Annotated in this window: 24 protein-coding genes; 12 read left to right on the forward strand and 12 right to left on the reverse strand. The window is 69.0% G+C overall.

The features are described from left to right. Window positions 1-84: 84 nt before the first annotated feature. From AB0M22_RS06245 to mtnC, 11 genes are all read left to right on the forward strand, one after another. Window positions 85-858: an alpha/beta fold hydrolase gene (locus tag AB0M22_RS06245; RefSeq protein WP_364721836.1), complete on the forward strand. Its 774-nt coding sequence runs from the start codon at window positions 85-87 to the stop codon at window positions 856-858. Between the two features lie 4 nt (window positions 859-862). Beyond that, on the forward strand, window positions 863-1,159 hold the full coding sequence (locus AB0M22_RS06250) for an MGMT family protein (RefSeq protein ID WP_150402513.1): 297 nt from the start codon (window positions 863-865) through the stop codon (window positions 1,157-1,159). 40 nt (window positions 1,160-1,199) lie between these two features. Continuing rightward, window positions 1,200-1,943, forward strand: a complete 744-nt coding sequence (locus AB0M22_RS06255) for a VOC family protein (protein ID WP_364721839.1) — start codon at window positions 1,200-1,202, stop codon at window positions 1,941-1,943. 112 nt (window positions 1,944-2,055) lie between these two features. After that, the gene (locus AB0M22_RS06260) at window positions 2,056-3,795 is read left to right on the forward strand and encodes an NTP transferase domain-containing protein (protein WP_364721841.1); all 1,740 of its coding nucleotides are present in this window, start codon (window positions 2,056-2,058) and stop codon (window positions 3,793-3,795) included. 44 nt (window positions 3,796-3,839) lie between these two features. Then, the gene (locus tag AB0M22_RS06265; RefSeq protein WP_364721843.1) at window positions 3,840-4,598 is read left to right on the forward strand and encodes a class I SAM-dependent methyltransferase; all 759 of its coding nucleotides are present in this window, start codon (window positions 3,840-3,842) and stop codon (window positions 4,596-4,598) included. A 145-nt stretch (window positions 4,599-4,743) separates the two neighbouring features. Further along, window positions 4,744-4,944 (forward strand): hypothetical protein, encoded by a 201-nt coding sequence (locus tag AB0M22_RS06270; RefSeq protein WP_150402509.1) that lies wholly within the window; start codon window positions 4,744-4,746, stop codon window positions 4,942-4,944. A 128-nt stretch (window positions 4,945-5,072) separates the two neighbouring features. Next, window positions 5,073-7,385, forward strand: a complete 2,313-nt coding sequence (locus AB0M22_RS06275; protein ID WP_364721846.1) for an arylsulfatase — start codon at window positions 5,073-5,075, stop codon at window positions 7,383-7,385. Between the two features lie 104 nt (window positions 7,386-7,489). Continuing rightward, window positions 7,490-7,837, forward strand: a complete 348-nt coding sequence (locus AB0M22_RS06280; RefSeq protein ID WP_364721848.1) for a DUF1330 domain-containing protein — start codon at window positions 7,490-7,492, stop codon at window positions 7,835-7,837. A 91-nt stretch (window positions 7,838-7,928) separates the two neighbouring features. Continuing rightward, on the forward strand, window positions 7,929-9,602 hold the full coding sequence (gene mtnA, locus AB0M22_RS06285; protein WP_364721850.1) for an S-methyl-5-thioribose-1-phosphate isomerase: 1,674 nt from the start codon (window positions 7,929-7,931) through the stop codon (window positions 9,600-9,602). Next, complete coding sequence (locus AB0M22_RS06290; RefSeq protein WP_364721852.1) at window positions 9,599-10,174, forward strand: cupin; 576 nt, start codon at window positions 9,599-9,601, stop codon at window positions 10,172-10,174. Before mtnA ends, AB0M22_RS06290 begins: the two co-directional genes overlap by 4 nt. Continuing rightward, on the forward strand, window positions 10,171-10,860 hold the full coding sequence (gene mtnC / locus AB0M22_RS06295; RefSeq protein ID WP_364721854.1) for an acireductone synthase: 690 nt from the start codon (window positions 10,171-10,173) through the stop codon (window positions 10,858-10,860). Before AB0M22_RS06290 ends, mtnC begins: the two co-directional genes overlap by 4 nt. A gap of 4 nt (window positions 10,861-10,864) precedes the next feature. Here the strand turns inward: mtnC and AB0M22_RS06300 are convergent, their stop codons facing one another. The 5 genes from AB0M22_RS06300 to AB0M22_RS06320 all read right to left on the reverse strand — a co-directional run bounded on the left by AB0M22_RS06300 (window position 10,865) and on the right by AB0M22_RS06320 (window position 13,303). Next, window positions 10,865-11,299 (reverse strand): YdeI/OmpD-associated family protein, encoded by a 435-nt coding sequence (locus AB0M22_RS06300; protein ID WP_364721856.1) that lies wholly within the window; start codon window positions 11,297-11,299, stop codon window positions 10,865-10,867. 19 nt (window positions 11,300-11,318) lie between these two features. Next, window positions 11,319-11,774 (reverse strand): VOC family protein, encoded by a 456-nt coding sequence (locus tag AB0M22_RS06305; RefSeq protein WP_364721858.1) that lies wholly within the window; start codon window positions 11,772-11,774, stop codon window positions 11,319-11,321. Between the two features lie 219 nt (window positions 11,775-11,993). Then, a complete protein-coding gene (locus AB0M22_RS06310; RefSeq protein WP_364721860.1) occupies window positions 11,994-12,251 on the reverse strand; it encodes a hypothetical protein in 258 nt (85 codons plus the stop codon). Further along, a complete protein-coding gene (locus AB0M22_RS06315; RefSeq protein ID WP_364721862.1) occupies window positions 12,251-12,670 on the reverse strand; it encodes a hypothetical protein in 420 nt (139 codons plus the stop codon). The genes AB0M22_RS06310 and AB0M22_RS06315 overlap by 1 nt, the downstream gene beginning before the upstream one ends. 186 nt (window positions 12,671-12,856) lie before the next feature. Beyond that, entirely contained in the window at window positions 12,857-13,303 is a 447-nt protein-coding gene (locus AB0M22_RS06320; RefSeq protein WP_364721864.1) for a cupin domain-containing protein, read from the reverse strand. A 149-nt stretch (window positions 13,304-13,452) separates the two neighbouring features. On the opposite strand from AB0M22_RS06320, the gene AB0M22_RS06325 reads away from it, so the two are divergent. Further along, window positions 13,453-15,156, forward strand: a complete 1,704-nt coding sequence (locus tag AB0M22_RS06325; protein WP_364721866.1) for a metallophosphoesterase — start codon at window positions 13,453-13,455, stop codon at window positions 15,154-15,156. Between the two features lie 10 nt (window positions 15,157-15,166). On the opposite strand, the gene AB0M22_RS06330 is transcribed toward AB0M22_RS06325, so the two are convergent. The 7 genes from AB0M22_RS06330 to nirD form a co-directional block, all read right to left on the reverse strand. Further along, window positions 15,167-15,508, reverse strand: coding sequence for a TfoX/Sxy family protein (locus tag AB0M22_RS06330; protein WP_364721868.1), 342 nt, complete (start codon window positions 15,506-15,508; stop codon window positions 15,167-15,169). Window positions 15,509-15,544: 36 nt separating this feature from the next. After that, entirely contained in the window at window positions 15,545-16,522 is a 978-nt protein-coding gene (locus tag AB0M22_RS06335; RefSeq protein WP_364721870.1) for an alpha/beta hydrolase family protein, read from the reverse strand. Window positions 16,523-16,562: 40 nt separating this feature from the next. Beyond that, entirely contained in the window at window positions 16,563-17,276 is a 714-nt protein-coding gene (locus AB0M22_RS06340; protein WP_364721872.1) for a DUF6875 domain-containing protein, read from the reverse strand. Then, on the reverse strand, window positions 17,273-21,475 hold the full coding sequence (locus AB0M22_RS06345) for an amino acid adenylation domain-containing protein (RefSeq protein WP_364721874.1): 4,203 nt from the start codon (window positions 21,473-21,475) through the stop codon (window positions 17,273-17,275). Before AB0M22_RS06345 ends, AB0M22_RS06340 begins: the two co-directional genes overlap by 4 nt. A gap of 227 nt (window positions 21,476-21,702) precedes the next feature. Continuing rightward, window positions 21,703-22,464, reverse strand: a complete 762-nt coding sequence (locus AB0M22_RS06350; protein ID WP_364721876.1) for a sirohydrochlorin chelatase — start codon at window positions 22,462-22,464, stop codon at window positions 21,703-21,705. Continuing rightward, window positions 22,461-23,681, reverse strand: a complete 1,221-nt coding sequence (locus AB0M22_RS06355; protein WP_364721878.1) for a uroporphyrinogen-III synthase — start codon at window positions 23,679-23,681, stop codon at window positions 22,461-22,463. Before AB0M22_RS06355 ends, AB0M22_RS06350 begins: the two co-directional genes overlap by 4 nt. A gap of 5 nt (window positions 23,682-23,686) precedes the next feature. After that, on the reverse strand, window positions 23,687-24,088 hold the full coding sequence (gene nirD / locus AB0M22_RS06360) for a nitrite reductase small subunit NirD (RefSeq protein ID WP_364721880.1): 402 nt from the start codon (window positions 24,086-24,088) through the stop codon (window positions 23,687-23,689). Window positions 24,089-24,107: the final 19 nt, after the last annotated feature.

The following is a 24,107-nucleotide window of genomic DNA, read 5'->3' on the forward strand; positions in this document are numbered from 1 at the left end:
TTGCAACAGACACGACCGACACGCCGACGGCCCCCTCACGCGACTCGCCCAACAGCGGTTGCGCGCACCGGTCAGAATGGACCGGTGTCTGCTCTGAATGTCTATCGCTTCGGCCCCGCCGCCGGACCGGCCGTGCTGGTCCTGCACGGCGTCACCGGCCACGGCAAACGCTGGGAAGACCTGGCGGCCAACCACCTCCCCGATGTCCGGATCATTGCACCTGACCTGCGTGGACACGGACGGTCGAGCACGTTGCCGCCGTGGACCTTCGAGGCCGTCGTCGACGATCTGATCGAATTGCTCGACGCCGAGACCACCGAGGCGGTGACTGTGGTCGGGCACTCGTTCGGCGGCGCGTGTGCGTTGTATCTCGCGCGACGACGCCCGGATCTGGTCCGGCAGCTGATCCTGCTGGATCCCGCCCTCGGGCTGGAACCCGATCTGGCCGGCGAGGTCGCCGACTCGATCCTGGCCGAGCCGGACTACGAATCCGTGGCGCACGCACGCGCGGACAAGCTCGATTCCGCCTGGGCCGACGCCGAGCCACACATCCTGGAAGCCGAACTCGCCGAGCATCTGGTGCGCACCGAGCAGGGGCGTTATGGCTGGCGGATGAGTCTTCCCGCGATCATCTCCTACTGGGGACAGATGGCCCGCCCGTTCGTGCTGCCGCCGAACCTGCCGATGGTGCTCGTGCAGGCGCTGAAGGTGCAGCCGCCGTTCGTCACCCCGGCGTTCCGCGCCGCACTCGCCGAGCACCTCGGCGAACGCCTCACCGTGCACGAATGGGAGTGCGATCACATGATCCCGCAAGCCCTTCCGGCCGAGACCGCCGCGCTGATCCGATCGGTACTCTGACCCGGTGCCGACCACAGACGATCAGGTCGAGCGGGTCCGGGCCCTCGTCGCGTCCATCCCGCCCGGCAAGGTGGCGACCTATGGGGACATCGCCGCGGCGGCCGGATTGTCCACCCCGCGCACGGTCGGCTGGATCATGCGCACCGACGCCGCCGACCTGCCGTGGCACCGGGTGATCGGCGCGGGCGGCAAGCCGGCCGCGCATCTGGCCGACCGGCAGCTGCGGCTGCTAGCGACCGAGGGCGTGCCGATCAACGAGGGGCGAGTGAACCTGCGCGCGGCGCGTTTTCCGTTTCCGTAAACGCGCACCCGCCGGGCCGCGCGCCGGTTACCGTTGAAACATGTCCACCCGCCTGGCGTGTGTCGTGTTCGATGCAGACCGGCCGCGGTTCATCGCGGACTTCTGGGCCGAGCTGCTCGGTTGGGGCGTGACCATCGATCGCCCCGAGGAAGTAGATGTGGCGGCGCCCGATCCCGACGGCGCCGAGGTCGCCTTGGCGTTCCTGCCTGCCGCGCGAGCCAAGCACGGCAAGAACCGGATTCACCTCGATCTGGCCAGCCGCTCGATCGATCATCAACGGGTGCAGGTGGATCGCGCGCTCTCGCTCGGCGCCCGCCGCATCGACATCGGGCAGGGCGCCGTGCCGTGGGTGGTGCTGGCCGATCCCGAGGGCAACGAGTTCTGTGTGCTGGAGCCGCGCGAGGAGTATGTGGACACCGGCGCGGTCGCGGCCATCGTGATGGACACCCGAGATCCGCTGCGGCTGGCCGAATTCTGGGCCGCCGCGTCCGGCTGGCCGGTCACGCACGGCGGCGAGCAGGTGGCCGGGCTGCGCTCGGCGACCGGGCTCGGCTCGTGGCTGGAGTTCGTCCGCACGCCCGAGGTGAAGTCGGGCCGCAATCTGCTGCATCTGAATCTGGCCTCGTTCGACGAACAGTCCGTCGAGCTGGACCGGCTGCGCGCGGCCGGCGCCACGCCGATCGATCGCGACGGCGTGCACCCGCCGACGGGCCTGGCCCTGGCCGATCCGGAGACCAACGAGTTCTGCCTACTCCGGCCGGTCCGCGACTGCTCCACCGTCTGAACCGTCCGCTCAGCGCGCTTGCGCGAGCGAAGGCTCGCGGCCGCCTCCCGGGTTCGCGGCGGCGACGAATTAGCATGTCCGCCATGTTGTACCTAGCTCGAGGTCGCGCTCGGTGACCACCGCCGACGCGATCGTGCTCGCCGGTGGGCGGGCCAGCCGGATGGGCGGCGTGGACAAACCCGCGATCGTCATCGGCGGCCGCTCCATGCTCGACGCCGCCCTGGCCGCCGTCGCCAAGTGCGCGCACACGGTCGTGGTCGGCCCGCATCGGCCCGAGCTGGCGCCGGAGATCAAGCAGACCCGCGAGGTGCCGCCGGGCTCCGGACCGGTGGCGGCGATCGGGGCCGGCCTGCACACCCTCGGCTCGGCGGCGCCGCTGGTGGTGGTGCTCGCCGCCGATCTGCCGTTCCTGTCGCCCTGGTCGATCACCGAATTGATCAGGCACACCTGCGAATCCGGGGCCGACGCGGTGTTCGCGGCGGACGAGTCGGGGCGGCCGCAGTATCTGATCGGGGTGTGGCGGCGGACCGCGCTGCTGGCCGCGCTCGATCGGCTGGATTCGCTGATCAATCAGCCGATGAAGGCGCTGATCCCGGCCGACTCGGCGATCATCGCGCTGCCCGGGATCGCCGACTGCGATACCGAGGAAGAGGTGCGGCTGGCCCGCGCATCGGTTGCCGAACCGGCACCCGCGCTAGCGCTCGACGATGCGCGGAAGGTCCTGCGTGACAACCTCTCCCGGCTCACGACCTACGAGGCCGACCTGCGTTCGGTATCCGGCGCGGCGCTCGCGACGCCCCTGACGGCCGTCGGACCACTACCCCGCTTCGACGTTTCCGCGATGGACGGTTACGCGGTGGCGGGCGAGGGGCCGTGGCGGTTGCGCCGCGATATCGGTTTCGCCGGCGGTCACCGTCCGGTCGGGCTACTGTCCGGCGAGGCCGTGCGCATCGCCACCGGCGCGCACGTGCCGGACGGCACCACCGGTGTGCTTCGCGACGAATTCGTCCAGGTGACCGCGGACGACCGACTGCGTCGACTACCGGACACCCCGATCCGCGACGACGTCCGCCGCCGCGGCGAGGACCGGCAGCCCGGGGATCTCGTTGCGCCGCAGGGGACTCCGGTCACCGCCGCATTGATCTCCGCGGCGGCGAGCGTCGAGGTGACCGCGGCGCCGGTGCGCGGGCCGGTCCGGGCCAGGATCGTGATGACCGGCGACGAGATCCGCAGCGACGGCCCGCTGCACGCGGGCCAGACCCGCGACTCGATCGGGCCGATCCTGCCGGACCTGCTGTCCTGGTTCGGGATTCGCACCACCGACCGGGTACACCTGCGCGACACCCCGAACGGTTTCGACGAGGTGCTCACCGAGGCGCCCGGATGCGACCTGCTGGTGATCGTCGGCGCGACCGGCGGCGGCGCGGCCGATCAGCTGCGCGCCGCGGTCGACCGCACCCAGGCCCGAGTCCTGGTGCACCGGCTACGACTACGGCCGGGCGGCTCCACCCTCGTCGCCGAACTGGCCACGGGCACTACGGTTCTCGGCCTGCCCGGCAATCCGTTCGCCGCGGTGGCCACCCTACTGGCGCTGGCCCCCGCCCTGGTCGCGGGCCGCACCGGCGGCACCGCCCGCCGTCCGCTGCTCGGCCCGCTGCACAACGCCGCCGAGATCTCCGGGCCGGTCGCCCGCATCGTCCCCGCCCGCTTCGCCCCGCAGGGCGGCTGGCTCGGCGACCCGAACATCCGCACCGCGCACCTCGGTGGTCTGGTCGACCGCGACGGACTGGTCATCGTCCCCGCCGCGGCCGCCGACGGCGCGACCGTCGAGTTCCTGCCGCTTCCCAGTTAGAAACCCGGTTGCCGTGGCGGCAACCGCTCGGCAACAATCGGGGCATGGGACGCAGCTATGAGGATCTGGTAGCCGAGGCCGACGCGGTCTCCGTGGCCGGTTGGGATTTCGGGTGGCTCGACGGGCGGGCCAGCGAGCAGCGGCCCTCGTGGGGGTATCAGCGGGTGCTGGGTGAGCGGCTGGGGAAAGTCGCTGCGGCACTGGACATTCAGACCGGCGGCGGCGAGGTGCTGGCCGGCGCCGGGAACCTGCCGCCGCTGATGGTGGCGACCGAGTCGTGGCCGCCGAACATCGACAAGGCCACCCAACTGCTGCACCCGCTGGGCGTGGCGCTGGTCGCCGATCCCGACGAGCCGCCGTTGCCGTTCGGGGACAATGCCTTTGATCTGGTGAGCAGCAGGCACCCGGTCACCGTGTGGTGGTCCGAGATCGCCCGGGTATTGCGGCCGTCCGGCACCTATTTGGCGCAACATGTCGGTGATGCAAGTGTTTTCGAACTCGTCGAGTATTTCATCGGCGCGCAGCCGGAGGAAATTCGTAAGCGCCGCAATCCGGATGACGATCGGGCCGCGGCAATCGCCGCCGGATTGGAAATCGTCGACCTGCGCTACGAACGGTTGCGCGTCGAGTTCGGCGATATCGGCGCGGTCGTGTACTTCCTGCGGAAGGTGCCGTGGATGGTCCCGGACTTCACCGTGGACCGGTACCAGGACAAGCTCCGGGCGATGCACGACGAGATCCGAGCGAATGGTCCATTCGTCGCCCACTCGACCAGATTTCTAATCGAAGCACGTAAGCCTTAACCAGTTAATATCGCCTCTACCTGCGGAAACAACCCGGATCGCCGGTGCGACAGCCTTTTTTCACTTTCCCTTCCGGAATTGGTAGATGCTCGCTATCGTGAGTGTCGTTAGGCGAATATCAATCCCCGGAAAGGACCGAGTGGAGATGGCTGAAAAGTCGAAGAAAACGCCTAAGAAAATGCCGAGGCAGATGGATCGGCAGCAGCAACAGCAGCGCCAGGATCAAAACCAGAACCAGGGCATGAACCGCCCCGGCGCACCCTCGGACGGCCAGCGCATGCCGAACCAGCGCCAGTCGGACGACGATCGGCGTAATGCCGATCAGCGCCGGATGGGCCAGAACTAACCGATCTGCACCGCGCGCCGCCGGTTCATTGCCGAACCGGCGGCCGCGGTTGTGGTCGGGGCGCCGCGTTCCGCGCACCGTGCGCTAAACGCTGGTGACCTGGGCGGCGTCCGACGTTTACTGCAACGATGCCTGTTCCCTCCCATGCGCGCGGTTACGAGTCGTTTGCCGGCACCATCGGCCGCACCACCGCCGATTCGACCCCCGAGTGGACCTACCCGCCGACCGCGCCCGCCGACGCACCGAACATCATCGTGGTGCTGGTCGACGATATGGGCTACAGCGACATCGGGCCGTTCGGCTCCGAAATCGACACGCCGACGCTGGATCGCCTTGCGGCGCGCGGTGTTCGGCTGACCAACTACCACACCACGCCGCTGTGCTCGCCGTCGCGGGCCGCGCTGCTCACCGGAATCAACTCCCACCGTGCGGGTTTCGGCTTCGTCGCCAACGCCGACCCCGGATATCCCGGCCTGCGCCTGGAACTCGCCGACGACGTGCTGACGCTGCCGGAGATCCTGCGCGCCAACGGTTACGCGACCTACGCCGTCGGCAAGTGGCATCTGGTCCGCGATGCCACGATGAACCCTGCGGCGCACCGGGATTCGTGGCCGACCCAGCGCGGTTTCGACCGCTACTACGGCTCGCTGGAGGGCCTGAACTCCTTCTACTACCCGAATCAGCTGGTGTCGGACAGCTCCGTGGTCGACGTCGAGGAGTACCCGGAGGGCTACTACCTCACCGATGATCTGACCGACAAGGCGATCTCCTACATCAAGGATCTGCGGGCGCACGATTCGGCCAAGCCGTTCTTCCTGTACTTCGCGCACGTCGCCATGCACGGCCCGTTGCAGGCCAAGCCGGAGGACCTGGCCAAGTATCGCGGCCGCTACGCCGAGGGCTGGGACAAGTTGCGGCAGAACAGGTTCGCCGCTCAGCTCGCGCAAGGGCTGTTCCCGCCCGGCACCGAGCAGAAGCCGCGCAATACCGAGCCCGGTTACGAAGCGGCGGAATGGGATTCGCTCACCGAGGCGGAGCAGCGCCGGTTCGCCCGGTACATGGAGGTGTACGCGGGCATGGTCGACAGCATCGACCAGAGCCTCGGCCGGATCCTCGACACCCTCGAACAGCTCGGCGAACTGGACAACACCATCGTGGTGTTCACCTCCGACAACGGCGGCACCGCCGAGGGCGGACCGGAGGGAACCCGCACCTACTTCGCCGAATTCGCGCACATCGACGACCCGGACTGGGTCGGTGACGTCCCGCTGGACGAGGAGTTGATCGGCACGGCGCGGCTCGGCGTGCATTACCCGCGCGGCTGGGGGCAGGCGTCGAATACGCCGTTCCGCTTCTACAAGGGACAGACCTTCGCCGGCGGCGTGCGCGTGCCGTTGCTCGTCTCCTGGCCGAAAGGCCTGCCGCGCAACGGCGCGGACAACGGGATTCGCCACGAGTACGCCTACGTCACCGATCTCGCGCCCACCCTGCTGGAACTGGCCGGACTGAGCCGGCCGAGTGTGCGTAACGGACTGCCGGCCAAGGACTTCGACGGCGTCTCCGCGGCCGAGTTGCTGCGTGACCCGCAGGCGCGCACGACACACACCGAGCAGTACTCGGAGATGACCGGGCATCGCGGCTTCTATCGCGACGGCTGGAAGCTGTTGTCCCTGCACGAACGCGGCGCCGACGTGGACGCGCCGAACTGGCAGCTGTTCGACGTGCGCGCCGATCCGACCGAGCTGCACGATCTTTCGGCGCAGTTCCCGGAGAAGGCCGCCGAGCTGGCCGCGGCCTGGGACGAATCCGCTTGGGCCAACACCGTTTTCCCGTTGCTAACCCGGCAGGATCTGGCCCGCAGGCGACCCGAGGAGCGGCGCTTCAGCGAGCCGCTACGACTGCTGCCGGGCACCCCGACCTTGGAGCGCTACCGCTCGCAGCGGCTGATCGCCTACCGGGACTTCACCATCACCGCGGAGTTGGACAACTACCGGCCGGGCGAAGAGGGAGTCCTTGTCGCACACGGTGATCCGCTGGGCGGCTACCTGGTCTACCTCGAAGACGGCTGGCTGACGTTCGGGGTGAACAGCTACGGCAGATACGACTCGGTGTCCACCGGCCCGCTCGCGCCGGGCACCCGGCGGATCTCGGTGTCCGCGACGGTACGTCCGCGCCTGCGCTGGGATTTCGGCATCGAGGTCGACGGGACCCGCGTCGCCGAGCTCCGCGATCAGGTGCAACTGGTCGGCATGTCGCCGTGGACCGGCATTTCCGTCGGGGTCGATGCCCGTGGACCGGTCGCGTGGGACCTGCGGGAGCGGCGCGGCGCGTTCCGCTACACCGGCACGCTGCGCGCGATCACCTACTCGCCCGGTCCGATCCGCGTGCCGGCGGGCACCATCGAGGCGGTGGAGCGGGAGGCGGAATTCGTTGCGGAATAAGGCGATACACCCTTACCTCCGAGGTAATTGTCCGGCCGCGGCACGCGGCCTACGTTCGGATCGGCGTCGCGCATCGGCGACGCCGCCGAACAAGGGAACCGCTCATGTCCGCCTATGGTTTCGCCCACCTGCGCGCCCGCAGGCCGCACACCGACATCCTGGAGTACCTGGAGCGCATCCAGGACACCTTGGATCCGTTCCACGGCCGCTTCGTCATCCACGGACCGCCCGCCGAGATCGTGGAGGGCGACTGGCCGGGCAGCATGGTGCTGCTCGAATTCCCCGATCTGGAGACCGCGCGGGCCTGGTACCGCTCCCCGGCATACCAGGCGATCCTCCGCCTGCGCACCGATCACATCGACGGCGATCTGCTGCTGATCGAGGGGGTCGGGCCGGATTACGACCCGCGCGAACGGGCCGCGAAGCTGCGCGCCCAGGCCGCCGCCGGGTAGCCGGGGCGTTCGGCCGACTTTCTCCGGGCCGCTCCCGTCCGATACCGTTGACCAGGCACAACACGGCTCCACGCGATAAAGGATGCGCCTGATGGACGACAGTTCCCTGATCTGGGACGACGGTGCGCTGGTCACCATCGACCAGCGCGGGCTGCCGCACGAGGTCCGCGAACTGCGGCTCGGCACGGTCGACGCGGTCATCGACGCCATCCGCGTGCTGGCCATTCGGGGCGCGCCGGCCATCGGCATCGCGGGGGCGTTCGGCGTGGTCATCGCCACCGGCGCACACACGGTCGACGGCGTGGTGGACGAGGTTCGGGTGCAGGCCGACGCCGATCGCATCGCGGCGGCGCGGCCGACCGCGGTGAATCTCGCCTGGGCGGTGCAGCGGGTGCGGGCCAAGGTCGCGCAGGGCGCGGCAGCTGTGCTCGCCGAAACCCTGGACATGCTCGCCGAGGACGGCCGGGTGAACCGGGCCGCCGCGACGCATGCCGCCGATCTGGCGCAGCGGCTCTGTCCGGACCGGCCGCTGCGCGTGCTCACCCACTGCAACACCGGACGGCTCGCGACGAGTGCGTTCGGCACCGCGATCGGTGCGCTGCGGGTGCTATCCGAACGCGGTGCGATCGAGAACGTCCTGGTCGACGAGACCCGGCCGCTGCTGCAAGGCGCGCGGCTCACCACCTGGGAGCTGGCCGAGGCGGGCATCCCGCATCGGCTGACCATTGATTCCGCGGCGGCCTGGGCGATGGCGACCGGGCAGGTCGACTGCGTGCTGGTCGGCGCGGACCGGGTCACCGTGAACGGCGATGTGGCGAACAAGATCGGCACGTACGCGCTGGCATTGGCCGCCCGGCATCACGGCATTCCGTTCATCGTGGTGGCGCCGGAGTCGACGCGCGATCCGAACATGGCGACCGGGCGCGACATCGTCGTGGAGGAGCGGGCCGCCGCCGAGGTCATCGGATTCGGTGGTGTGGCAACGGCTCCCGAGGGGACCGAGGCGTTCAACCCGGCATTCGATGTGACGCCGGGCGATTTGGTGACCGCGGTCGTCACCGAACTCGGTGTGGTGCACAGCGCAGCGGGCGATTCGGCGTCGGGCCGAGCGGATCTGCTGCCCGGCAAGGTAATTGCCGATATCGCGCGCGGCTTGTACCAGCGCGGGTGGATGCCGGGCACCGCGGGCAATATCTCGGTGCGCACCGGCGACACGGCGGTGATCACCGGCAGCGGTTTGTCCAAAGGTGAACTGACCGAACACGATATGGTGACCGTTCTGGTCGCGGATTCGACGCCGACCGCGGGCAACAGCCGGAAACCCTCGGCGGAGACCACGATTCACACCGCGGCATATCGGACCACCTCCGCGCAGGCGGTCGTGCACATCCATCCGCCGTTCGCGACCGCGCTGGCGACCCGCTTCGGCACGCCCGACGCGGTGACCATCCTGCGCATCACCGACTACGAGCTGATCAAGGGGCTCGGCGGCACCGATCCCGCGGTCATCGACATCCCGGTCTTCCCCAATTGGGCGGACGTGCCGCGCATCGGCGCCGATATCGAGCGCTACCTGGCCGAACACCCTGCCGCACCGCCGATCCTGTGCATCACGGGCCACGGGATCACCGCGTGGGGGGACAATATTTCCCAGGCGCGCGATCGCGCCGAATGCCTGGAGGCCCTGTGCGAGCTGGTGTCTCGCACCGGGCGGCTGAACGCCTTCGGTGCGCGCGACGAGACTCTCGAGATTGGACTGACATGACCTTGCTTCAGGTGATGGCCGCCGGCAACGCGGCCGACGTGCGGGTACGGACCACCGACGACGCGGTGATCGGCACCGAATTGGCCGGGCACGGCATCACATTCGGGCGCTGGCCGGTGGTGGACGACGCCGCCGCGGTCGCCTCCGACGAGCTGCTCGCGCACTACGGCGACCAGGTCGCCGAGTTGAACGAGTCCGGGCGCTACAAGCACATCGACATCGCCCGCATCCATCCCGACGACGCCGACCCGGAGTGGCCGAAGACCGCCGCGGGGGCGCGGGCGAAGTTCCTCAACGAGCACCGGCACGCCGAGGACGAGGTTCGCTACTTCGCCGCCGGGCGCGGTTGCTTCTACCTGCATCTCGGGCACGAGGTGCTGGCCGTCGTCTGCGAGGGCGGCGATCTGCTCTCGGTGCCGGCCGGCACGCTGCACTGGTTCGACATGGGCAGCCGGCCCGACTTCATCGCCATCCGCTTCTTCGAGGAAGAGGACGGCTGGGTGGGCGATTTCAGCGGTGACCGGATCAGCGAAGGGTTCCCGACCCTCGACGAATTGCTCACCAGCTCGTGATCACCACGGTCGTCCTCGACATCGAAGGGACCACCAGCCCGACCAGTTCGGTGCGGGAGGACCTGTACGGCTATACGCGGGAACGGCTTCCGGCGTGGTTGGCCGAAAACCGCACGGGCGCGGCGGATCCCATCATTGCCGCGGTGCGGGCGCAGGCGGGGCGGCCCGAGGCCGATACCTCTGAGGTCGCGGATATTCTGCGTGGCTGGCTCGACACCGACGTCAAAGCGGAGTCGCTGAAGGCGGCGCAGGGGCTGATCTGTGCGGAGGGATTCCGCAGCGGTGCGCTGCACGGGGAGTTCTTCGCCGATGTGCCGCCCGCGCTGCGGGCTTGGCACGCGGATGGGCTTGAGCTGTACGTGTATTCGTCGGGATCGGTGCGTAACCAGCAGGATTGGTTCGCGTTCGCGCGGGGCGGGGAATTGGCCTCGCTGATCAGTGGGCATTTCGATCTGTCCACGGCGGGCGGCAAGCGGGAGCCATCGTCGTACGAGAAGATCGCAAGCGCGATCGGAGTGGCCGGGGAACGCATTCTGTTCCTGTCTGATCACCCGGACGAGGTCGACGCGGCGGTCGCGGCGGGGTGGCGGGCCATCGGGGTCGCTCGGCCCGGTGAGCCCAATCCGCCACGGCCACCGCATCGTTGGGTGGATACGTTCGCCGATATCGACCCGCGGGCGGTGTAGCGGATCAGCTCAGCGACTCGACTACCTTGGTGATCCGCCGGGCGCGGGTTTCCGCGCGCTTGGTTTCGGTGACCGCCGTGACATGTTCGCGTCGTCGTGAAAAGGACAAGTTGTCGAAGGTGGCGGTCAGACCGGCGGTGCGCAAGGCGGCCGCCAGGTCGACGGGGATATCGATGGTGCGTTCGGCGTCGTCGCGCGCGACGGTCACCACGACCCGGTCGCCGGGCTGCTTGCCCAGCTCGGTGCGGATCGCCTTGAGCACGCCGAGGCAGGGACCGGAACCCATGTCCGCGATGGAGCCGCGGTACTCGACGCCGTCGAAGGCCGCGGCGACCGGGATGCGGCCGCCGCCGCCCAGCGCCGCGACCACCTCGTCCGGCACGGCGACGTAGGCGCCGCCGCCCGCGCCGGACTCGATGGTCGCTTCGAATCGCTGCATGGGACCGACCCTAGCCTGGTCAGGCGTTGTCGTAGGCGTCCTGGAGGGTCTTGATGTCGAGCTTGGACATGCCGCGCAGCGCGGTGCCGACGGCGATGGTCCTGGCCGGATTGTCGCTGCCCATCAGGGTCGGCAGGGCCGCGGGAACGATCTGCCAGGCCAGGCCGAAGCGGTCGGTCAGCCAGCCGCACGGGCCGCCCTCGCCGCCGCCGTCGGTGAGAGCGTCCCACAGCCGGTCGATCTCCTCCTGCGTCTCGACCACGACCTGCAACGAGGCCGCGTCGGTGAGCGCGTGCCCCGGCCCGCCGTTCATCAGGGTGACCGCATGGCCGTCGAGGTCGAGCGAGACGACGAACGCCGCCCCGTCCGAGTTACGGGACACGTCGGTGATCCGCGAGTTTGGCACCACTGCCGCGTACAGCTTGGCAGCTTCTTCGGCCGCGCTGTCGAACCAGAAGAAAGTATTGACGGACATGATGGGCTCCTCGCCGATGGTGTGTGACTAGCTGTCACCCCCTGGTCGAAGCCACCCCCACCACTTCGACCTATCTCACCAAAATTCGCAAAAGTTATTTCCAACCCTCGCCGACCAGGACTTTCACCGGACCGTCAGATCTGGCGGGCCAACGAAGTCCAGGTCAGGGATCTCGAAGCCGACTTCGAAGCGGATTCGTGCCGCCTCGTAAGCGACCACCTACACCTGATCGTCGATGAAGAGGTCGGAGACGCTGGTCGCGATCACCGAACGACTGAGCCATGGAAGCACCACGTTCGGGTTTGGGTGCGACCTGATGAAAGTACGAGCATCGGGTGGTACTTCGACCTCTCGCACATACAGGACCTCGAGAACGCATTCTGCGATCGCGTTGGCTACCTTCGCTTCTCGCCGCAGTTCATGCAACCGTCGAGAAATCTCCGCCCTGGCCGCCTCGTGGATGTAGAACTCCGTCACTAGACCTCGAAAAGCTCAGCAGCAGAGGCTGCTGTCACCGCAGGACGGAGCCATGAACGCAGCACATCCTGGTCTTCGCACGATGTGATGCGAAGGTGGACGTCAGGCGAGACGTTGATCGATCGTGCATCGAGAATGTCGAGGATGCTTCTGGAGAGCGCCTTGGTCTCCCCCGCCGCCAACCCTTCCGCCAAGCCCACCGTCCGCCCCTCTTCGCGCAGGCGCTGCGAGGTCTCCGAGCGGAAGAACGACGGGTCGAGCGACATCAGGTGCCTCCAAGTTTTGGCGGCCGGGCTGTTGCCCAGGCCGAGTTCGGTGAGTTCGGCGAAGACGTGGGCGTCCTCTTCATCGATCCCTCGCAGTGCGGCGGCCAGCGATTTCAGTATCGCATCAATGTATGGGTCTTTGGCGTGCGTCATTGCGGAAAGAGTGGCCAGCGGGACGTCGGCGGCAGCTATAGCCGGATCGGTGAGAACGCACGCGCGAACATCTCTGGGTCGTGCTGGAAGATCCGGTGCAACGCTTCGTGTTGGGAACCGACCATGCCGCCGAAGATACCTCGAGATTCGAAAATATGTTCGAGTCACAATATCGATGTGAAACGGCTAGGCGCAGGGTGGGGTGGGGGCGTCTTGGAAGAGGGGTTTGCCGGTGGGTGGGGCGTAGACGACGTCGAGGATGAGGGGGTCGGGGCCTAGGTTGCGGCCTATGTGGGTGTTCCAGTCGCCTTCGGGTTCGTAGATGAAATCGCCGGGGTGGAAGACAGGGGCGACGCAGTCGGGGCCGGGGTGGGTGAGGGTGCCGGCGCGGATGATGCCGAAGACGGGGCCGTCGTGGTAGTGCCAGCCGGTGGAACCGCCTGGGGCGATGGTGATTTCGCGGACCACAAGGTCGGTGCCCGCGACGAACGGGAGAAGTCCGGCGGGGATCTGGGCTTGGGCGAGGGTGACGGCGGTGATATCGGTGCCGGGGGTCGCGCCGGCGGGGAGGCCTGCGCAGAGGGTGGCGCCGAGCATGATCGCGACAGCGGTTGCGCGGGTGAATGGCGTCATCGCGGGAGCATATCGGGGTGCGGCAGGCACCGGAATAGGCGAATTTCGCCTGGCGGGGGCGGCCGGAACGACAGTGTTCACCGAGTGTTCGCACTCGGCCCGCAGTGTCGAGTTGCCGAGCGCGCCCGACCGGCGCAGCATCGGTCGGTATGGCGTCGAATCCGCTGAATCCCGCAGGCGACATTCCGGAAACCGGAATACCGGGCGGGCGCTCCGCCGAGATGACCATGGCCGAGCAGCACGACTGGCATCGCGACTATTTACGCCGGCATTCGGTGTCGCGCCGCAATATCCTGCGCGGGGCAGCCGCCGCGGCGGCCGTGGCAGCGGTCGGCACGTCGCCGTTCGGTAAGCGCGCCTACGCCGAGGAGGCGCAGCTCGCCGTCGGCGGCCGCCATGTCGGATTCGGCCCGGACTCGGCCAGCCAGCTCCGCTTCGCCGCGCAACTGTCCAGGCAGCCCGCGGGCACCAAGGTGTTCCTCGACCACGGCCCGACGCCCGCGCTCGGCGCGACGGTGGAGGCCGAGGTGCGCAACCTGCTGACCCAGCTGCCCACCAGCGACGGCGGAGTGCTTGCGGCAGAACAGTTCTACGCGCACGCACCGGTGGACGGACTGCCCGGCCGGGTGCCGCACTTCTATCGCTGGCGCACCGCCGACGGGTTCACCGGCGACATCCGCGCGGCCGCCACCGCGATGCCCACCGCGCGCGCCGCGATCGTGCCGTTCCGTTTCACCATGATGGGCGATCAGGGCACGGACGAAACACCGGCGCTGCCATCAGGTGTCGCGCCCGGCGACTACGACGACAAGTACTACAAGGCGGACAACGAGCCGAACGCGCCGCACGCGACCAACGTGCTGCGCCAAATCGCCGCGGCCAGACCGGATTTCCACATCCTGGCGGGTGACATCGCCTATGCCGACCCGTCCGGCGCGGGCAAGCCGGCCCAATTCGTCGCGCACGGTGGCCACCTCCCGGACGGCTTCGACAAGTTCAACCCGTACGTGTGGGACGTCTACTTCGGCGCCATCGAGGCGAGCGCCGCGCAGACGCCGTGGATGTTCGCGACCGGCAACCACGACATGGAGGCGACCTACGGCGCCCTCGGCTACGGCGGGCACGCGGCGCGACTCGACTTCCCCGGCAACGGCCCGGCCGGCTGTCCGTCGGCGTATTCGTTCACCTACGGCAATGTCGCGGTGCTCTCCCTCGACGCCAACGACGTCTCCTACGAGATCCGCGCCAACACCGGGTATTCCGCTGGGGCACAGACGAGTTGGGTGGAGCGCACGCTGGCCGCCTACCGGGCGGACCCCGGCATCGACTTCCTGGTCTGCTTCTTCCACCACTGCGCCTATTCGACGACCGACGCGCATGCCAGCGACGGCGGCGTGCGCGACGCCTGGGTGGCGCTGTTCGACCGCTACCAGGTGGATCTGGTGCTGCAAGGGCACAATCACGTGTTCGAACGCACCGACCCGATCCGCGGCAATGCCGCGACGAAGGTGGCCGGCGACAACTCGGTGGTCTACCCGGAGACCGACGGCACCGTCTACTACACGGTCGGCGGCGGCGGTCGCCCCCGCTACGACTTCCAGCCGGGTTCGCGAGAGTCCTACCGCGGCAACGAGTTACCGGATACCACGGTGCCCAACAGCTACGTCTGGGGTTCCGGCGGCAACAAGCAGGACGAGGCGGCCCCCTGGTCGCGGGTGCGGTTCCGCAACTACTCGTTCCTGCGCGTCGACGTCCGCCCCGGCATCTTCGCCAGCGAAATGGACGTGACCGCCGTGGACGAGTACGGCCGCGAGTTCGACCGCGTCACCTACCGCAGGCAGGTCCGCGGCTGACCCGCGCGGGCTACTTCTTCTTTTTCGGCGGCAGCGAGCGCGCGTAGCCGACGCCGCGGTCGACCCACTCGCGCAGCACCGCGTCGTCGTCGGCCGCGTCGGGGGTGACCCGCAGCCAACCGGTCACGTCCCGGCCGCCCATCACCATCGACTCCACGAAGTCGAGCGCGAGCAGCTCGTCGCTGTCCCGCGGATCGACCCGGACCAGCAGCCCACCCTGCCCGCTGGCGGCCACGGCCATATTGCCGCCGATCAGGAAGGCGAGCCCGCCGAACATCTTCCGCTCGGACAGCTCCGGCCCCGGTTTGATGTGCAGCCGGATGCGGTCGGCCAGTTCCTCGTCATATGCCATGGCGAAATTGTCGACCCAGGCACCGACATTTTCCGCTCAGGCGCCGATCGCCGCGGCGAACAGCGGCCAGGACTGGTGCACGTCGTCCTGCCAGTAGGTCCAGGCGTGGGTGCCCGCGGGGCGCAGGTTCGCGGTGACCGGGATGCCGAGCGCGTGCAGCCGGTCGACGAACGGCCTGGTGCAGCTGCCGACAAACGTCTCCATCGCACCGCCGACCAGCACCCGGTCGGCCAGCCGAGCCGGGTTGCCGTCGATGCCCTGATCGGCGATATTGTCGTGCTCGCCCGGCGCGCCGGTGCCCGACGAGACATACAGCGCCAACCCGCGCAGACGTTCGGTCTGCACCATCGGGTCGTTCGCCGCCCAGGCCGGATTGTCCGGCGCGCCCCACATGTTGGCCGGGTTCGCACCGAACACGCCGAGTTGCGACGCGACCAGCGCCTGCGCCACCGGATCACTGGTGCGCGGGCAGCCGCTGTAGGCGCCGACCGCTTGGTAGAGGCCGGGTGCGCCGATCGCGAGATTCAACGCCGAGGTGGCCGACATGGACAGTCCCGCAATGGCATTGCGTCCCGTCATGCCGAACTTGGCTTCCAGCAGCGGCGGCAGTTCCTTGGTCAGGAAGGTGGTCCACTGGTTGCGGCCCAGTGCCGGATCATCACGCAGCCAGTCGGTGTAGTAGCTGGCTCGGCCGCCCATCGGCACGATCACGTTGACGTTCTTGTCCGCGAAGAACTCCGCGACATCGGTGCGCCGCGTCCACGGCCCGCCGTCCTCGCCGCCGTCCACCGCGTTGAGCAGGTACAGCGCGGGCGCACCGGCGCCGGGATGCGACATCCACAGCGTGATGGGCCTGTTCATGGCCGCCGAGTGCACGACGACCTCCATTTCCCGCCCGCCGAGCGGCCGCACATCCAGGATGCGGGAATCGGGATCGGCGGCGGCCGTGGTGGCCGGGAGGATCGCGGCGGCAACCGCGAGAAGTGGAACCAGGCATCGCATCAGCCGGCGCATGGCGTCGAGTATCCATCAGCGGCGGCGGCGCGCCCGGCATTCACCGGGCGTGTTCGCCGAACGAATGAACGCGCAGGTCGGTGATGGCATCGTCGGTGACGTCGGCCATCCGCAGTCGCTCAGCTATCGACCAGCGCAGGCGCCGCGGGAGATCGGGCGCGACCTGGGTCAGGTAGGCGTACAGCCATTCCGTGCGTCCGACCAGGAAGGGGAAGTCGGTGTTCATCATCTTCCGGATCACCAGCATCGGCAGCGGGGCGTCGAGCGGGCGGAAGTCCTTGTTCCACAGGCCGGATACGCCGCAGCCGGGATAGAACTGGCCGAGCATCAGGCCCTGCTCCACCACCGCGGTCTTGCCGGCCAGGTGCACGGCGTCGATCAGTTCGTGGCGGGTGAGGCCGGGAAAGACGGTGGCGGAGGCCAGCATTCGGGCGTCCGCGTCGGTGCGCAGGCCACGGTAGATCTCGAAGGCGTCGTCCAGCGCGGCGGTCATGGTCTCGGCGGTCAGGTCGTCGCCGCCCGGCACGACGGCCACCCACAGGCTGTGGTGCGTGATCGTATGGCGGACAAAGGGACACACCGGTCCGTCCCGGCCCAGTTTCGGATGCGGGTGGACCAGGTAGTCGCCGATGTAGCGAATCAGTTTGGCGGCGTGTGGGTTCTGCCGCGACCACTCCCCCGGATCGTCGTAGACGTTGCACCACTCGAATCCCGTGCGGGTACCGACCTGCCTGCGCGCGGTCGAGGCGGTCACGGCGCGGTCCGGGCCGTGACGGGCACGGCGGTCCGCTCGAGGTGCCTGGCCAGCATCGGGCCGATGACAGCGACGACGGCCGGGTTGGTGAGCTGGGCGTGGGTGGCGGCCACCGGGTGTTCGATGAGATCGCCGGTGACGAAGGGTCGCCACAGATCAGCGCCGAATAGTTCGGTCATGCCCCGGGTGGCCGAAAAGTACAGCAGGTCACCGTCGAAGACGCCAGGACGGTAGTTGTGTGAGAGGGCGACGCCGTCGACGTAACCGCGGTGCAGGCGTTCGAGTTGGTCCGCCGACAGTCCGGTGCCGAATGACGCACCCGCGCCGGCCAATTCGGCGGCGGCCTCGGCGGCGGTCACCTCGGGCAGGGTGTCGGCATCGATCGGTTCGTCACCGAGCAAGTGGGTCAACAGATCTCGCATCCGCGGCACCGGCGGCGGGTCGACGCCGTCGGGGAAGACGATGCTGTCCAGCATGGCCAGTACGGCGACCGAGGCGCCACGGGCGCGCAGCCGGACCGCGATCGCGTGCGCGATCTGACCGCCGAGGGACCAGCCGAGCAGGTGGTACGGGCCGTCGGGTTGGACACGGATCATCGCCTCGACGTAGCTGTCGGCGAGCTCGTCGATGGTGCTGATCGCTCCGGCTCGACCGGTGAGTCCTGGCGCTTGCAGGCCGTACACCGGGCGGTCGGTGATGTATCGGGCCAGACCGGCATAGCACCAGGCCAGCGGGACGGCAGAGTGGACGCAGAACAGGGGCGGGCGGGTTCCCTTGCGGCGCAGGGTGAGTAGGACGCCGAGGGCGTCGTCGTCGACGCTGTCCGCACCTTCGTAGCCGGTGATGCGGTCGGCCAGTGCCTCGACCGTCGGCGTCGTATAGAGCCAGCGCACCGTCACCGGAACATCCGTCGCGGCGGCCAGTTCGGCCGAGACCGATACGCCCAGTAGGGAATTCCCGCCCAGTTCGAAGAAGTCGTCGTCCAGGCCGACCTGCGATTGTGCTGTCGCCCGGCCGATGTGCTCGGCGACCAGCTGCTGCGTGGCGGTCTCTGGAGCGCGATAGGGACGCGGCGCGACCACCGGGGAGGGTAATGCCGCGCGATCGAGTTTGCCGTTGCCGGACACCGGTAGTCGGTCGAGTTCGATCAGCGCCGACGGGACCAGCGCCGCGGGCAAGGTGTCGCGCAGTCTGCGCAAGGTGTCGGCGGCATCGAACCGAATCCCGGCTGCCGCCACCACATAACCGACCAGGCGGGCTTCCGGGTGCCCGGCATCGGCGACGGTGACCACCGCGTGCGCGATCCCCGGTTCCGCGAGCAGAGCCGATTCGACCTCCGCCGGTTCGATGCGCCGCCCGCGCACCTCGACCTGCCCGTCCACCCGGCCGAGGAATTCGAACGCGCCGTCCGGACCGGCGCTGACCAGATCGCCGGTGCGATAGAGCCGTCGCCCGATGCCGAACGGATCGGCGATGAAGCGGACGGCGGTGCCCGCGGGGTTGCGGAGATAGCCGTCCGCGACGCCGAGACCGCCCAGATACAGCTCTCCCCGAGCACCCGGCGGGACCTGAACCAGGCGCGAATCGAACACCACCGCAAGCACTCCCGGCAGTGCCGCACCGATGGTGATCGGCTCGCCGGGTGCCATGGCCGCGGTTTGGGTTGCCATGACGGTGGTTTCGGTCGGTCCGTAACCATTGAACAGGCGGACGTGCGGTGCCCATTCGCGAACCAACTCCGCCGGGCAGGCTTCACCGCCGACCACGACGGCTTGCAGGCCGGGGAGGTCGGCCGGTTTCAGGGTGGCGAGCACCGCTGGGGTGGTGAGGAAGTGGGTGCCGCCGGTGTCGGCGATCAGCCGGGACAGCGCGGCGCCCGCGACGACCGATGTCGGCTCGACCACCAAGCGGGCGCCGGCCGCGAAGCAGGCGAGGAGTTCGAGGAGATGCGCGTCGAACGACGGGGCATGCGCATGCAGAACCACCGAATCCCGTTCGACCCCATAGTGTTCGGTGATGTAGTCGGTCAGCGAGCCGAGACCGCGATGGGTGACCAGCACACCCTTCGGTAGCCCGGTGGTGCCCGATGTGTAGATCAGGTAGGCCGGATGGTCGGGCCGTAGTGACCTCGGCCGTTCCTCGTCGTCGATCGGTGTGCTCGCCCGGCGATCGGCCTCCGCCAATGTTCGGGAGTCGTCGAGCGTCAGCCAGTGAATGCTGCACCTGGCGGAACCCTTACGGCCGTCGGCCCGCGCGATCGGCCGCTGCGCACCGTCCCCCGCGGGGATCGGTTCGACCTCGCGAGTCCCGAAGGCCGTGTCACACGGCAGGTTGTCGCGCACCGCGTTGACCGTAAGTCCTTGTCGTGCTCCGGAATCCGCTATCACCCTGGCGATCCGGTCGACGGGGTCGTTCGGGTCGACCGGCACGAAACACGCTCCGGTCTTGGCGACCGCCCACAGCGCGAGGACCGATTCGAGCGATCGTGCGATGGCGACCACGACGAACTCACCGGGCCGGGCACCGCCGGCCATCAGCTCGCGGGCCCAGCGCGATGCGGCTTCGTCCAGCTCGCGGTAGGTCATCGTGCGAGCGCCGTCCTGCATTGCGACGGCGTCCGGCACCAGGCCGGCGCGGAGTAGGTCGGGCAGCACCCGGATCGGACCCGCGGGATCCGTTGCCACCGGAGCAGGCGGCACGAGATCCAAAGCCGGTATCGGGCAGTCGGATTCGGCGGCGAGGAAGCGGGCGAAGTAGTCGAGGAACATGCGGTGGTGCCAGGCGAGCAGGTCGGGCCGGTAGCGGGCCGGGTTGGCGTGGAAGTCGATGCTGATCGAGCGTTCGTCGGGACCTGCCTGGTAGCCGTTGATCAGCAGGTCCTCGACCGGGCCGAGGGACAGCAGGCGCACCTGCCCGGTCAGCGCGCCGAGACCGAACGGCTCGGTGAAGCCGAGGACGTTGACGACGGGTCCGAAGCCCCCGCGCACCACGTGTTGCTGGCCGCGGTCGTGCTGCATGTCCTCGTAGCGGTAGCGCTGATGACGCAGCGCGCCGATCACCCGGGATCGGACCTGGGCGATGACGGTGTCGACGGTGCCGGTGTCGAAGCCGTTGAGCCGCAGCGGCACCACGTTCGACATCGAACCGGCGGAGCGGCGCAGGGCCGCGGTGGGGCGCGCGGTGACCGGCAGCGTGAGCGTGACCTCGCTGCGGCCGGTCATCCGGGCCAGGTAGCAGGCGAAGGCGGTGACGGCCAGTTCGGGGAAGGTCGCGCCGTGGCGAGCGCGGGCGGCGGTGACCAGTTCGGCCGTCGCGGCATCCAGGGTCGCGGTGACTCGAAGTGGTTGCGGCTGCGGTGCGGTGGGACGCCCGGCCAGGCCGAGTGGTTCGCCGAGTGTTTCCAGCTGATCGTGCCAGTAGGCGCGGTCGGTCGCGGCGCGTGCTGAATCTTGGTATTTGCGTTCGTCTTCCAGCAGCTCTGGCACGGACAGTGCCCCGATCGCCTTCGATCGGGCCTTATCCGGCATCGCGGAACTCCACAACACCCGCGCGGTCGGACGGCGATGACCACTGCCGGACTCGCGGGCGACGCGAACAGAAGTAGGGCCCGAACCGTCCTGTATCGACGGGCCGAGCCCCTGTCCCGCAACGATTTCCGCGCGATATAGCTCGCCGGTGCGGCGGAGCACCGCCGCGGCCCCCACGCCGTCGACCACGATGTGATGGCTGCGCAGGTACAGCAGATGATGATCCGGCGCTATCCGGAACACCGTCGCCACGGTCAGATCGTCGGTGAGCGGATCGAGCGGCGCGCTGTAGTCGCGTTCCATCGCATCCTGTGCCGCGGCGATCGGGTCGGCCTGACCGGTCACATCCACGATCTCCATCGACAGCTCCGCCGTGGCATCGACGTACTGCTGCGGATATCCGTCGACGAGGCGGAAGCGCAGATTCGGCGATTGCAGTTCGCGGGCCGCGCGACGGGCGCAGCGCGACATCAGCGCGACGTCGAGCGGGCCGGCCAGATCCAGATACATGGCGACCGTGATCGGCACCGCCGGCTGCAATTGCTGGGCCACCCACCAGCGCAGCTGCGCCGTCGACAGCGGATACACCGACTGTGCCGTGGCGTCCGTCCGGTCGATCGACACCGTGTCGTCGGCTCCGGTCAACACGCCTCCCTCGGATTCGGAAGCCACCGCTGAATCATCCATCGGCAAACTTACGGCATCCACGCTCGAACGAGCCGTAATTCCAGCACGATCGGCGCGTGCCGAGGCTGCTGTCAGCGCATATGGAGGAGGTAGAGCCGTTCGGTGCCGCTCAGCCAGGCGCGATAAGACCGTCGCACGCACCTCGCGCTACCCAACCGCGAGCCGATAGACGGACTACAGGGGGAACCCGTTGATCGCCGCCGCCGAATCGGTCAGACGACGCGCGTCCGCACCAAATCTCGCGCGGCGACGCGGTAACGGTCGGCGATGAGCCGGACCACCGCAGGGTGCACACCGATAGGTTCGGCAACCCCGTCGGCTCCCGCATCGTGCAGACGTTGCTGAAACAGACCGTGCGCCAACAGATACGACGCGACGAACACCCGTTCCGCACCGGACTCACGAAGCTCCGCAACAACTTCAGGAACCCGAGGCGTACCGGTGGCGATATAACCGAGCCGCACCGGCGTACCGAGCCGCTCGGCGAGCATCGCGGCCGCGCGGCGAACATCTTGGCGGGCACGGGGATCCGAGGACCCGGCCGCCGCGAAGACGACCGCGTCGCCGGGACGCCAGCCCGCGGCGCGCAGCCGCATGGTCATGATCCGCGCCAGCGCCGGGTCCGGACCCATCGCCGGAGTCACCGCCACCGCGGGATGCGCGCTCTGCGCCACTTCCCGCGGAACGTCCTGATACACGTGATACCCGGAGGCAAGGAACGCCGGAACCACAACGGCGGGAACGGATTCCCCCGTCGCATCGACCAGATCGCGCAACACCTCGGCGGGCGACGGACCGAGCACATCGACGAAAGCGGTCCGCACCGCCGGAGCCGTCCCGGGTAGCTCGGCATCGCGCCCCGAAACCGCGACGCCGAGCTCCCTGGCCACCGCCTCGGCCAGCGCGGCGATCATCTGGACCCCTCGGGTGCTCCTGGTGCCGTGTGCCACCAGCACCAGGGCAGGATCCGTCATGGCGTCCCCAAGGTCTGCACGTACCGCGTCGGCATGGCCGCGCCGGACGCCGCCAGCTCGGGTCGCGGGTTGTTGTCGATGCATTCGGCCGCGTCCAGCGCCAGCCGGTAGCCGCGCTTGACCACGGTCTGAATCGCTTTGGGCGCACCGAGCCCAGCCCGCAGCCTGGCGATCGCGGTTTCGACGGCGTGGGTGTCGTCACCGCCACCGGGCAGCGCGGCGAGCAGGTTCTCCCGGGAGACGACCCGGCCGGGCTGGCGAGCCAGCGACCGCATCAACGCCATCGGCGCGGGCGCGAGCTGACGTACCTCACCGTCGACCACGACGCAGCCGCCGCGCACGCTGAGCGTGTGCCCCGCGGCGTAGATCCGGTTGGCCCGCCGCGGCAGTTCCTCGGCGACGTGCCGGGCGAGCGCACCGAGCCGAGCCCGTCCGGGCATCGAGGTGGCCACGCCGAGTTCTTCCAGCGGCGCCGCGGTGATCGGGCCGACGCACGCGGCGAGCACCCGCCCGCGCAGCGCGTGCAGCACGCCTTCGAGCAGCCCGGTTTCCTTGGCGCGCATCAACATCGACGCCACGGCGGGCGCGCTGGTGAAGGTCACACAGTCCAGGTTCGACGTCACGATGGCTTCGATCAGCTGATCCATCGGACCCTGATCCTCCGGCGGCACCCACCGATACACCGGCACCGGCACGACATCCGCACCGGCACAACGCAATACCTCACAGAAGTCGGGCACCGGCTCCCACTCGGTGGTGGCGCCGTGCAGCTGCACGGCGATCCGCACGCCCTCCACGCCCTCGGCGAGCAGGTGATCGAGCACCTCGGCCGACGACTCCGACGCGGGCGACCATTCCTCGCGCAGTTCGGCAGCGCGGATGGCGCCCTTGGCCTTCGGCCCACGCGCCAGCATCCGGGCGGCACCGAGCGTCTCGCGCAGATCCTCCGCGACACCCCAGCCTTCGGCCGCCTCCATCCAGCCGCGGAAGCCGATCCCGGTGGTGGCCACCGCGATCCGCGGCGGATCGGTGATGAGCTGGCGGGTGACCCGCTCCAGCTCGGTGTCGTCGGCTAACGGGATGATCCGGATGGCCGGGGCCGAGACGATGTCGGCGCCGCGCCGCTGCAGCAGCGTGGCGAACTCCTCGGCCCGCCTGGCCGCCGTGATGCCGATGGTGAAACCGGCAAGGCAAGGGCCTGCGTCGATGGTTGTCATGCGGTTTACCCGTCCGAGGAAGCGAGCCCGGAAAGTACCGGCTCGTTGGAGATCGAAACGATGCCGTCGGTTACGCGGACCGCGTACACCGGCAGCAGCGCCGATTCGTCGTCCAGGCAGCGCCCGTCGACCAGGGAGAACGCCTGCTTCAGCAACGGCGAGGCGACGACCGGGACGCCGCCGCGGTCACCGACGATGCCGCGCGACATGACCGCGGCGCGGCCGATCGGGTCGATGTTGCCCACGGCGTAGAGCATGCCGTCGGCCAGCAGGAACAGGGCGGCTTGGCGGCCGCCTTTGAGCAGCACCGCGACGCCGCGGCCGGGAATAAGGTAGTCGAGCCGGCACGCCTGGGTCCAACCGGTGGCGGTAACTGCGGCGATGCCGGGGGTATCGATCACGGTCATGGGTGTCATCCTCCAAACG

The organism is Nocardia sp. NPDC051756 (assembly GCF_040681495.1).
GTDB lineage: Bacteria > Actinomycetota > Actinomycetes > Mycobacteriales > Mycobacteriaceae > Nocardia.